The organism is Chthonomonas sp., from assembly GCF_035294505.1.
In the GTDB taxonomy this organism is placed as follows: domain Bacteria; phylum Armatimonadota; class Chthonomonadetes; order Chthonomonadales; family Chthonomonadaceae; genus Chthonomonas.
Genome location: NZ_DATGKU010000244.1, coordinates 1 through 11,632 on the forward strand (window position 1 = coordinate 1; position 11,632 = coordinate 11,632).

Annotated in this window: 8 protein-coding genes; 2 read left to right on the top strand and 6 right to left on the bottom strand. The window is 58.7% G+C overall.

Annotated features, from left to right (window positions below; all coding sequences use genetic code 11):
- On the top strand, positions 1–2,212 hold a 2,212-nt coding region (locus tag VKV18_RS14715; protein WP_324204937.1), incomplete at its 5' end, for a DNA polymerase domain-containing protein.
- Positions 2,213–2,223: 11 nt separating this feature from the next.
- On the opposite strand, the gene VKV18_RS14720 is transcribed toward VKV18_RS14715, so the two are convergent.
- From VKV18_RS14720 to VKV18_RS14745, 6 genes are all read right to left on the bottom strand, one after another.
- Positions 2,224–2,904 (bottom strand): uracil-DNA glycosylase, encoded by a 681-nt coding sequence (locus VKV18_RS14720; protein WP_324204938.1) that lies wholly within the window; start codon positions 2,902–2,904, stop codon positions 2,224–2,226.
- 69 nt (positions 2,905–2,973) lie between these two features.
- Complete coding sequence (gene zwf / locus VKV18_RS14725; protein WP_324204939.1) at positions 2,974–4,488, bottom strand: glucose-6-phosphate dehydrogenase; 1,515 nt, start codon at positions 4,486–4,488, stop codon at positions 2,974–2,976.
- Between the two features lie 50 nt (positions 4,489–4,538).
- Positions 4,539–5,105 (bottom strand): hypothetical protein, encoded by a 567-nt coding sequence (locus VKV18_RS14730; RefSeq protein ID WP_324204940.1) that lies wholly within the window; start codon positions 5,103–5,105, stop codon positions 4,539–4,541.
- 11 nt (positions 5,106–5,116) lie between these two features.
- Positions 5,117–6,031 (bottom strand): phosphogluconate dehydrogenase (NAD(+)-dependent, decarboxylating), encoded by a 915-nt coding sequence (gnd, locus tag VKV18_RS14735; RefSeq protein ID WP_324204941.1) that lies wholly within the window; start codon positions 6,029–6,031, stop codon positions 5,117–5,119.
- Positions 6,032–6,058: 27 nt separating this feature from the next.
- Positions 6,059–7,096 (bottom strand): autoinducer 2 ABC transporter substrate-binding protein, encoded by a 1,038-nt coding sequence (locus VKV18_RS14740; protein WP_324204942.1) that lies wholly within the window; start codon positions 7,094–7,096, stop codon positions 6,059–6,061.
- The gene (locus VKV18_RS14745) at positions 7,089–8,405 is read right to left on the bottom strand and encodes an aspartate aminotransferase family protein (RefSeq protein ID WP_324204943.1); all 1,317 of its coding nucleotides are present in this window, start codon (positions 8,403–8,405) and stop codon (positions 7,089–7,091) included. Before VKV18_RS14745 ends, VKV18_RS14740 begins: the two co-directional genes overlap by 8 nt.
- Positions 8,406–9,667: 1,262 nt before the next feature.
- On the opposite strand from VKV18_RS14745, the gene ileS reads away from it, so the two are divergent.
- Positions 9,668–11,632 (top strand): isoleucine--tRNA ligase (gene ileS / locus VKV18_RS14750; RefSeq protein ID WP_324204944.1); only part of this gene is annotated, 1,965 nt, incomplete at its 3' end.

Sequence of the window (11,632 nt, forward strand, 5' to 3'; positions counted from 1 at the left end):
AAAACATCCCCACAAAGAAGAAAATACCGTCATGCAGGCCGAAGAGATACTCTACGGGTGGGACCCCGAACCCCGCATTGTGGCCGTGGAGACCGTTGCAAAAGATACCACCCTCGCCGTCTATCGCCGCACCGAAACAGACGAGGTGGTCTGTCGCACCATTCCGTTCCGCCCCTGGCTTCTGCTTGAAGAAGAGCCGCCACCCCAAATTCCCATCGCCGAATGCATCGCCCTCGATGCGGATGAGACCTTTAGCAAAGGATATCGCATACTGGCCCTCTTCGATGACCTCGCGAGTTATCGTGATGCACGCCTGTGGCTGCGCGAGCACCATATCGAGCACTTGGCCTGCAACAGCGACGCCCGTATGGCGCTCACCCGCCTCGGGAAAACCCTCTTCAAAGGGATGGGGTTTGAAGACATCCGCCGAATGCAGTTCGATCTGGAGACCACCGGGCTTAGCCCCACGGCTCCCGATAGCCGGATTCTCTTGATCGCCATCTCCGACAACACCGGCTTCAAAACGGTGCTGGAGGGCGACGAGATAGCCATTTTGGAGCAGTTCGTAACGCTCGTCGCCGAACGCGACCCCGATGTGCTCGAAGGCCATAACATTCTCGGCTTCGACTTTCCCTATCTAATGGAAAGGGCAAAGGTTCTTGGGGTGAAATTGGCCCTAGGACGCGATGGGTCCGAGCCTTGGCGCGCAAACGAACGCAACTACGCCATCGGTGGCGCCACGCGCCCCTTCCGCCCGGTCTATATCTTCGGCCGACATGTGGTGGATACCTACCTTGTTGTGCAACGTTTCGACTGGGGACGCCAATCTCTCGTGAGCTACGGCTTAAAAGAGTGCGCTCGCCATTTCGGCATCGCCTCAGAAGACCGTGTCGAGCTTCCTCGCCAGGATATGCTGAAGCTCTACGCACAACAGCCCGACATGGTGCTGCGCTATGCCCTCCAAGATGTGGAAGAGGTGGAGCGCCTGGCGGCCATCATCACCCCCGTCGAGTTCTACCAAACCCAAATGGTTCCCGACAACTATGGGCAGGTTGTGGCATCGGGTAACGGCGAAAAGATCAACACCATCTTCCTACGTGCCTACCTCCATGAAGGAAAAGCCATTCCTTTCCCACAGCCTTCCAAACCCTATGAGGGCGGCTATGTGGAGGTTCGCGAGCGCGGGGTGCTGCGCCGAGTGGTAAAGGCCGATGTGGAAAGCCTCTACCCCAGCCTTATGTTGGCCTACTCCATTGCACCGGCTTCCGATACGTTGGGCATCTTTCTCCCTGCCCTGCGGTTTCTAACCGAACGGCGCCTTGAGGCCAAGCGAAAGGCCGCCGAAACGCAAAAGGCCTCCACCGAGTTCGCCTATTGGGACGGCCTGCAGGCCTCGCTTAAGGTGCTGATCAACTCCTTCTACGGCTACCTCGGTGGCCCCTTTAACTTCAACGATTACGACGCAGCACGTCGCGTAACGGAAGAGGGACGCAAGCTCGTTCAATCGCTTGTACAGCACCTCGAGAAGACGGGCAGCCGTGTGATCGAAGTGGACACCGATGGCGTCTACTTCGTGCCTCCCGAAGGCGTCGAAGGGGAAGAGGCTGAACGCGCCTACGTGGCCCAAATCGGTGCCATGCTCCCACCCGGCATTCGGCTGGCCTTCGACGGGCGCTATGCAGCTATGCTCTCCTTAAAAACCAAAAACTACGCGCTTGCCTGCTACGATGGCACCCGCATTCTTAAAGGCGCCTCCCTCCGCTCCCGCGCCGATGAACACTACGGCCGGCAGTTCCTCGAAAAAGCCATTGCCTATCTGCTCGACGGCGATATCCAAAGCCTCTGCAAGCTCTATGAACAGACCATCCAACGCCTGCTGAACCGAGAAATTCCCATTCGAGACTTGGCAAGGCGCGAGCGGGTGACCCCCAAAACGTTCCAAAGCGAACTCAAGAGCCGCTCGGCGGAGGTCGCAAAGGGAGTGCCCATCGGAGACTATGTGTGGGTCTATGAGCGCAAAGATGGCCGGCTTGGGCGCCTAGAAGAGTACCAAAACGATGAGAACATCGCCTACTATATTGACAAGCTCTACAAGTTTGCCCGCCGCCTCGAAGAGGCCTTCCCATCCCCGCAAGATTTCGATTCCTGTATTCCACGCCCCACGGCCACCGGCATCCATCGGCCACTACAAGGTGAGCTGGATCTCTTCTAACGGCCGACACCTTAAAACAGGGTCAGCTTAGGTTCGCGCTTGGCCTCGATCACTTTTTGCCGCGCCGCGGCGATGTCGGCCACCAACTCCCGCCGGGCGGCCTCATAGGCATCTCCCTGAAGACGCAAAATATAGGCCGGATGCCATGTGGCGGCCACATAGCGCGCGTAACGCCCCTCGAACCACTGGCCACGCTCCTGGCTCATTTTGAAGCCTTTGTGGATCAAGACGTTGGCCGCAGGGGCCCCTAAACACAGGATGACCAACGGTTGGATGATGTCAATGGTCTGTTCTAACCAGGGTCGGCACGCATTGATCTCCTCTTGCGTCGGTGGGCGATTTCGTGCCGCTCCGCTCTCCGTGGTAAAGGGACGGCAGCGCACCAAATTGGTAATATAGATGTGTTTTCGCGAGATGCCGTTTTCGCGCAAACAGGCGTCCAACAGCACCCCGGCACGCCCAACAAACGGCTTGCCCGTGGCATCTTCGTGCATGCCGGGCGCCTCACCCACCAACATCAACGGCGCTTCCGGGTTTCCATCACCAAACACCACCTGAGTTCGTGTGGCCGCCAAATCGCACGCCATGCAGGTGGCTGCGCGGGCGGCAACATGCTGCAAGCGCTCTGCCTTCGTTCCGGTACCGCCGTCCGAACTCGTCTCGGTGAACGTGCTATCGCTCTCTTCTGCCATATCTCTCCCTCATTACTTAAGGCCGATGGTACTGCGCACTGCACATTTCCCTCAAGGCCGCCGACTGCGTCATTGCGGAATGCGCCACACCTGCCCTTCGCGAAGCAGATCGGCGGCGGCCTTCGGCCCCCAAGTGCCTGCCGGATAGTTGGGGAACACAGGGCACGTAAGGTGTTCCCACGCCTCTAAAATGGGCGTCACCACCTCCCAAGCCGCCTCCACCTCGTCGCCACGGGCGAAAAGGCTGGCATCGCCGCGAATGGCGTCGAGCAGCAGCCGCTCGTAGGCGTCGTGCACCGGCACGCTGAAAGCCGAGCCGTATTTGAAATCCATCTGTACCGTCTGAATCTTTAAACCGGGGCCGGGCACCTTGCTGCATACCTCAAAGAACGCCCCCTCGTCCGGCTGAATGCGGATGACCAGCCGATTGGGGCGCAGTCCCTCCGCAGCCGTGCGGGCAAAAAGCACATCCGGCACCGCTTTAAACTGTATTTGAACCTCGGTAACGCGCTTGGGCAACCGCTTGCCGGCCAAAACATAAAAAGGAACCCCGGCCCAACGCCAGTTCTCTAAAGCAAAGTGAATGGCCGCAAACGTCTCTGTGGTGGATTTGGGGTCAACCCCCTCCTCCTCACGATAGCCCGGTACCTCCATCTCCTTGCCATCAATCACGATCTTGCCCGGCCCATACTGACCTCGTACCGTTCTCTGAGCCACATCCTCTCGCGAAAACGGCCGCAACGATCGCAGCGTCTTTACCTTCTCATCGCGAACGGCGTCGGCATGCAAAGAGATGGGCGGCTCCATCGCCACCAACGTCAACACCTGCAGCGCATGGTTCTGAATCATGTCGCGCGTAATGCCCGATTTATCGAAGTAGTTCCCACGCCCCTCAACCCCTATCGTCTCGGCCACGATGATCTGCACATGGTCAATGTAGTTCTTGTTGAAGAGCGGCTCGAAAATGTGGTTGGCAAAACGCAATACCAAAATGTTCTGAACCGCCTCTTTGCCCAAATAGTGGTCAATTCGAAAGATCTGATCCTCGCGAAAACGCGCTCGCAACTCCGCGTTCAGCTGTCGTGCCGAGGCCAGGTCATAGCCGAAAGGCTTTTCAACAACGATTCGCGTCCACGATTGAGGCGTCTTTTGACGGTTTAAACCGGCCCGCCCAAGATGGTCAATGATCTCCAAAAAGTTTTCAGGAGGTGTGGCCAAATAGAAAAGCCGGTTGCCGCCAAGGTGGCGCTCCTCGTCTAAAGTATCGAGCAGGTTTGCCAATCGGTGGTAGCCCTCGCTGTCGTCGAGTGTGGAGCGCAGATAGAAGATATTCTGCGCAAAGGCATCCCATTCCGGCCCTTCCGGCTGTAGGGCCGGAGCGAACTCACGTATGGCGGCGCGTACATCCTCCCGATAGGTCGCATCGTCCTTATCTCGCCGGGCGAAGGCGACAATAGCGAAGGTTGGGGGCAGCAGTTTCTGCTTGGCGAGGCTGTAAAGCGCCGGCATAATCTTCCGCCGCGTTAGGTCGCCGGTCGATCCGAAAAGCACGAGAGCACAGGGGTTCGTTACGTCAGATGACATCGTCCTACTTTCTAGCCTAATAAGATAAGGTTCTTTCCTACCTAGCCGCGTTAGGGCGCCCCCCAAAGCGGCTTGCCATCCTTGTCTCGAAGCAGAATGGTCGGCTCATTCGTCACCCCGATGAGCATGGCCGCAGCCGCCTGCGACTGATCGTCGGAGAGGTTGAAGTAAGGCTTGCCCTTGAATATCTCCAAAGAGGCCCGCGGCACGCCGGTTTTATCCCTCAAGGCCAGCGTGGGACTGCCGTCCGGCGCCAAACTAAGCGTTACGCGGGCATGCCCCTGAGCATCGTGCAGGGCAAGGCCTACCGAACCGTCCTCCTCCACAAGCAGCTGCACACGCGCCTTCCCATCCCCATCGTCAAGATTGACGATGGAGCGACTTCCCTTCATGCCCACCTGGGCCCTTGCATGGCCCTGAGCGTCCTCAAAGAGAAGGTTTGGACTGCCGTCTGGAGCGCAGCTCAACACGGCGCGCGTGTTGCCCCGTGCATCCACTAAACGAAACTGCTCGGCCACTAACGTCTTTGGCTCCGGCGGGGCGCTATGTCCGTGCAAGGCGGCAAGAGTCAGCAAGGCCCCACCACAAGCCCATCCTAAATGCGCGATCCGTGCCATGGGTAAGCCTCCTAATCGTGCTTTTCTGCTGGGTGCACCGGGTGCCCCCCAAACTGGTTCCGCAAGGCCGCCAGCACCTTGGCGCTAAAGCTGTCGGGCTGGCGCGAGCGAAACCGTAGATAGAGCGAAATCGCGATAACCGGTGCGGGCACTGCATGCTCTATCGACTCCATCACCGTCCAGCGCCCCTCACCCGAATCCTCCACATAGCCCTCGATCTTCTCTAAATTGGGGTCTTGATGAAAGGCCCGCGCAGCCAGCTCTAAAAGCCACGATCGCACCACACTGCCGTGCTGCCACAGATTGCAAATGGCCTCTAGGTCGAGGCTGGGGTAGGGAGAGGCTTTCAGTATCTCGAACCCCTCCGCGTACGACTGCATCAGGGCATACTCAATGCCGTTGTGCACCATCTTTACATAGTGACCGGAACCGGCAGGCCCCGTGTGTAACAGTCCACCCTCCGGGGCGAGGTCGCGCAAAAGAGGTTCAACGGCCTGAAAGGTGTCGGCGTCGCCTCCAACCATCAGACAGTAACCCTCCTCTAGCCCCCAAATGCCGCCGGACGTGCCGGCATCGAGAAAGCGAATGCCCTTCTCCTTGAGGAACTCATAATGGCGCTGCGAGTCGGTATAGCGCGAGTTGCCGCCGTCTATCACAATGTCGCCGGGGCGCAGGTGTTGTACCGCCTCCGCAATGACGTTGTCGGTTATCTCCCCCGCAGGCACCATGCTCCAGACGACTTTTGGCGTCTGCTCTAGGCGGTCAATCAGGTCTTTCACGCTACTGACGGCCACGCCCTGTAAGGCGCTCAAACGCTGGCGGGCGGCCTCATTGGGGTCACTGCCTACAATGCGATGTCCCCGGCGAATAAGCCTCTCGGCCATATTGCCGCCCATCTTCCCTAAACCAACGATTCCCATCTCCATAGTCGCTTACTCCTTACCAACGCTTTTCTAAAAGTGGAACTGATCCACATTGTCTTTTGTAATGGTGATGCGCAACGGCAAGGTGACAATAGGTCCGTTGACCTGGATCGGCTGCGCAAGGCCGGGCAGCCTCTCACCGTCTTTCGGCATCTCCCCCCGTAAGGCCTGACGGACGAGGTAGGCCGTATAGTAGGTAAGCTTGGTTGGGTCCCATAAGTAAAGCCCGGTTACCGAGCCGTCTTTCAAATAGGTGCGTGTTTCGCTGGGCAACGCCAGCCCCCACACCTTCACTTTGCCCACTCGCCCCAGCTTCCTCAAGGCCTCGCCGGCCGCGGGAGGGCTTACCGAATTCGCACAGGCGATTCCTACCGCATCCGGGTTCGCCTGCAACGCCTGCACCGCCAAGGCGACCGCTTTGGTCTTGTCATCATCGTTATAGTAGATCGGCTGGGCCACCGTAATGCCGGGATATTTCTTAAACCCCTCCAGCATCCCCTCCACATGCTTGTTCAAGTTCTGCGCCGTGCGCTGGCCGCTAAAGATCAGCACTTTGCCCTTCCCTCCTATCGCCTTGGCCAGCGCGTCCGCAATGTCAACGCCGATCTGCACGTCGTCTACCGCGGCCACATAGAACTTGCGTTTGCTGGTGGGAGCATCCGAATCCCAAGTGAACGTCTGAATGCCGGCATCCGCCGCCTTATCCAAAGCAGGCACAACGGCCTGGGCATCGTCCGGCGACACCACAATTGCATTGGCGCCCCCAACCCGCGCCTGGTCAATAATTTCGGCCTGCTTGCCCGCCGAGGCCTGGTCGGGCGCCTCATACTCTACCGTGGCATCTATCTTCGGGTCGTTGTTGGCCTGCTCGGCCCCCGCCTTACAGGCGTCGCTATAGGAGATTCCTCCTACCTTAAACACAAAAACGATCTTGGGCTTCCCCCCTTGAGCTACCGAAGAACTCCCGCCGCTCGATGGGGTCTCTTTGGAACAGCCGGCCAGCGATAGGCCAAGAACGAGCAGACCCAGCGCGTAGCGCCCTGCGGCCTGCACCCTCCCTCTATTCAACGGTCTCCTCCAATCCTTCTAGCAGTGAAATCGCCTCCAAGGCGGCCTCACGAAACGCGCTCAGGGCGGTATCTACCTGTTCGGCCGTTACGATCAGCGGAGGCTCTAGCCGAATCACTTTCGGGTTGTTCAGCGTATAGGCTGCGATCACCCCGCGCCTCGCCATACCGTTAATGGTTAGCTCCGCGACGTCCTTCACAGCGAACTCCACCCCTATCATCAGCCCACGGCCGCGCACCTCCGTAATAGCCCCACCGGCCTCCTTTTGAACGGCACGTAGGCCGGCAAGCAACTGCTCCCCACGCTCAGCAGCCCGCTGCACCAAGTTTTCCTCCTGAATCACCTCTAGAGCGGCCAGCCCCGCTGCGCACGCAAGGGGGTTGCCACCGAACGTGGAGGTATGCAGCAGAGGATTCTCACCGAAAATCCGCTCCCAAATCGGCGGAGTCGCGATGGTAGCCCCGATGGGCATCACCCCACCGCCGAGGGCTTTGGCCAGCGTCATAATGTCCGGGCACACCCCCTCATGATCGACTCCAAAAAGGGCGCCCGTCCTCCCCAAGCCGGTCTGTACCTCGTCCACGATCAGCAGCGCGCCTTGCCGGTCGCAAATCTCGCGAGCCGCCGCTAAATAGCCCGGTTTGGCGGGAATAATGCCCCCTTCACCCTGAATCGTTTCGAGAATCACCGCCGCCGTCTCCGAAGTGACGGCAGCGGCGAGGGCCTCTACGTCGTTGTAGGGCACAAAGCTCACTCCGGGAACGAGAGGCTCGAAAGGCTTGCGATACTTCTCCCTGCCGGTTACCGAAAGGCTGCCCATGCTCTTGCCGTGATAAGAGCCTTCCGCGCTCACAAACTGCGTGCGGCCTGTGGCCACCCGCGCCATCTTCAACGCAGCCTCCACCGCCTCGGTGCCACTGTTGGAGAAAAAGGTGAACTGCAGCGAGCCTGGAGTTAGCCGGGCAAGCTGCTCGGCAAGTAACGCCTGCGCCTCACAGAAAAAGGTGCGGGCCGAAAGAGGGAGCCGATCCAGCTGACGATGAACGGCCTCCACGACCTTAGGGTGGCGATGCCCCACAGAAAACACCCCATAACCGCCGAGAAAGTCCAAATACTTAGCCCCCGTGGCCGTGGTGAGCACACACCCTCCGGCAGAGACCTCCACGTCCCCAAAGCCGCCAAACTGCATGAGTCGGGCCAAACCCGGATTGACGTACTGCCGATAACGCTCGATGATGGCCTCTACGTAGGCTTCCCCCTCTAAGGAAAAACCGTGCGGTGAGGTTGTTTCGGTTGTTGAAGAGGACATCGGCCTATACTCCCTTGCGATATGGCTAAGTATAGCACGATTCTCCCCTCTTGAGTAACCGTTCCACCCGTAAAACTTGAGACAAGGCGCCTGTCGCCGACTTCCAAAAACCGGTTGCATCTTTCTCGCCAAAGCCGGCTCCCTCCCCCAATTTGGCAGAAGGGAGACCAGCAAGTTTACTGGCGGTTTCCTTTGATAACCTTTCCTTCGGAAACCAACCATGACCGCCTCCTTTCTCCATTCAAAACAATGTAGACGCCTCAGCGGCCTGTGTCGTCTTCTTCATTGTCTATCTCTCTGGCCGCTGCATCGCCGTGCGCTAGCACCTCCCGAATCGGGGGAAAGGATGGGATAGGGGGCGAACGAGATAAGCTCAGTTTGCTAACTGCCTCTAGAACCGAAGCAATTAGCGGTTTCTGCAGCCTTGCCCTTTCCGCTCAGAACGGGTAGGAATGGAAACTCAAGATTTCTCGCCTTCGGCTCGAAATGACAGTCGTTCATATCGCCTTTGGCACGAAAGGACAGGCGTATCGCCAGCTCTTCAAGCCCCCACCCCAACCCTCCCCCTGTAGGGGGAGGGAGGGTTAGCTTCCCCCCGCGTGCGGGGGGATGAGAGGGGGGCTTTGGCGTCGCCATTCTCCAGCCCCCACCCCCACTCCCCTCCCCCAATTTGGGAGAGGGGAGACCAGTAAGCTTATTGGCAATCTCTTATGATAACCTTCCCTTCGGTAACTAACCACGACCGCCCCCTTTCTCCCGAATCGGGGGAAAGGCCGGGATAGGGGGCGAACGAAGCCGACCTGCTCTACAAACGGCCTCTAGAACCGTAAGATTGGCAGTCTCCACAGCCCCTATCTCTCTGGCAGCTTCTCGCAGCTGCCTGCGAGAAGCGGAGTGTCCCAACGACGCCAATCCCATGGAGAACAACGCTTTGATCCTCCTGGCGCAAAGTGAACGATCCCCTGCGTAGTAAAGGTATAATAAAGAGACGCTTCGGAGCCGTTTAGCTCCGAAGTTCCAGGTGCCATCCTATGCATTTTCTTATTCGCTCTTTTCTCGTAGGCAGCGAGCAGCCGATAGCGGTCTCGCATGCGCTCATTATCGAGATTACACAGGCGACGCCGGTGCCCTGAAAGCCTGTCGTTCCTCCGGCGTCGCCTCGTTGCGCCCCTTCGCAATAAGGCGGCGCCTTTTTTATGCCATGGCACCGACGTTTCGGCATCGGTGAGGCCTGAAACCCATTCGCTCGGAGAAAAGGAAAGATGTCCGCCCATTCCGATAACTCAAAACAGTACGACTATCGTAAAACGCTTCATATAACCCTTAGCGATCGAGACCCCGGGGCTTTCCCGCAACGGGGAAACCTGCCCACACGAGAACCGGAGTTTCAGCGCCGCTGGGCCCAGCAGCGCATCTACGCAAAAAGCCTGCAGAAACCGGCTCCCAAAGGCACGTTCGTGCTGCACGACGGCCCCCCCTACTCCAACGGAAATATCCATCTCGGCCACGCGCTCAACAAAATCGCCAAAGACATCACCACACGCTTCCGCACGATGGATGGCTACCGAGCGCCCTATGTCCCCGGCTGGGACAACCACGGTATGCCCATCGAAAACGCGGTGGCCCGACGCTTTCGTGAAGAGGCCAAAACCACCGACGGCGAACGCCCCGAAACCGACCGGCTCGCCCTCCGACGCGCCTGCCGTGAATATGCCCAGCACTGGATTGAAGTCCAACGAGAACAGTTCAAACGCCTCGGGGTCCGCGGAGATTGGGAGCATCCCTATCTCACTATGGAGGCTAAATTCGAAGCCAAGCTGGTTGAGGTGTTTGGTGAGCTTGTCGAACAGGGGTATATCTATCGTGGGCTTAAGCCGGTGCTGTGGTGCGCCGTCTGCGAAACCGCCCTCGCTGACGCCGAGGTGGAGTACGAGCCACACGTCTCGCATAGCATCTACGTGCGCTTTCCCGTTCGTGAAGACCCAAATGGCGTTTTCCCTGCCCCAAAGGATCATCAGGCCTATATCCTGATATGGACAACAACCCCCTGGACCATCCCCGCCAACCTCGCGCTCGCCGTGCACCCCGATGCCGAGTACGTCGTCGTCTCCGCCGAGATCGGAGCGGAACGCGCCTTTTACCTCGTCGCGCAACCTCTCTTGGAAACCACCATGGGGCTTCTCCATGCAGCCGAGTTCACCCCCGTTAAAACGCTTCGTGGCTCTGAACTGGTGGGGCTTATCGCAACCCATCCTCTCTTCGATAGACCCTCCCCCGTGGTACTGGCCAACTACGTGACCATGGATACCGGCACAGGCATCGTCCATACCGCACCCGGGCATGGAAAGGAGGACTTTGAAACAGGCAAACAGTATGGCTTAGAGGTGCTCAACCCCGTAGACCCGTCCGGCCGCTACACCCAAGAGGCCGGAGGATACGCCGGTCGTTCCTTTGCCGGCCTACGCGTGGTGCCGGAGCCTGGCGAGGCAGATGCCCCCGCCAATCTCGCCGTTATTGAGGCGCTGCGACATGCCGGCCATCTCATGAGCGCCGGTAAATACGAACACTCCTACCCGCACTGCTGGCGATGCCACAGCCCCCTCATCTTCCGCGCCACCGTGCAGTGGTTTATGAATATTGACCATAACGGCTTTCGTCAAAAAGCTCTCGAAGCCATCCAAAAGGTGACTTGGTATCCAAAAGAGAGCATCAATCGCATTACCAGCATGGTTGCCAATCGTCCCGATTGGTGCCTCTCGCGCCAACGCAGTTGGGGCGTTGGTATCCCCGCCTTCTACTGCGACGCTTGCGGCGAAACCATCCTTACCAAAGAGAGCATCGGCGCGGTTGCCGACCTCGTGCGCCGAGAGAACTCCGACGCCTGGTATCGGCGTACCCCGGCGGAAATACTGCCTCCAAACTTCGTTTGTCCCAAATGTGGGGCCGGAGTGGAGCGCCTACGCAAAGAGACCGATGTGCTCGACGTCTGGTTCGATTCGGGCTGCACCCATCGGGCGGTTTTGGAATCGGGCGAATGGCCGGAACTGCATTGGCCCGCCGACCTTTACCTCGAAGGGGGAGACCAGCACCGTGGCTGGTTCAACTCCTCCCTGATGATCGCCGTGGCAACAAAAGGCCAAGCGCCCTACCGCGCCGTCGTAACGAACGGTTGGACCCTCGATGAGAACGGTGAGGCGATGCACAAAAGCAAAGGGAACGTGGTAGAC

What these genes read in the sequence shown, in the direction of transcription:
- VKV18_RS14720 (WP_324204938.1), bottom strand. Translation starts at nt 2,904, where the DNA reads ATGGCAGAAGAGAGCGATAGCACGTTCACCGAGACGAGTTCGGACGGC.
- zwf (WP_324204939.1), bottom strand. Translation starts at nt 4,488, where the DNA reads ATGTCATCTGACGTAACGAACCCCTGTGCTCTCGTGCTTTTCGGATCG.
- VKV18_RS14730 (WP_324204940.1), bottom strand. Translation starts at nt 5,105, where the DNA reads ATGGCACGGATCGCGCATTTAGGATGGGCTTGTGGTGGGGCCTTGCTG.
- gnd (WP_324204941.1), bottom strand. Translation starts at nt 6,031, where the DNA reads ATGGAGATGGGAATCGTTGGTTTAGGGAAGATGGGCGGCAATATGGCC.
- VKV18_RS14745 (WP_324204943.1), bottom strand. Translation starts at nt 8,405, where the DNA reads ATGTCCTCTTCAACAACCGAAACAACCTCACCGCACGGTTTTTCCTTA.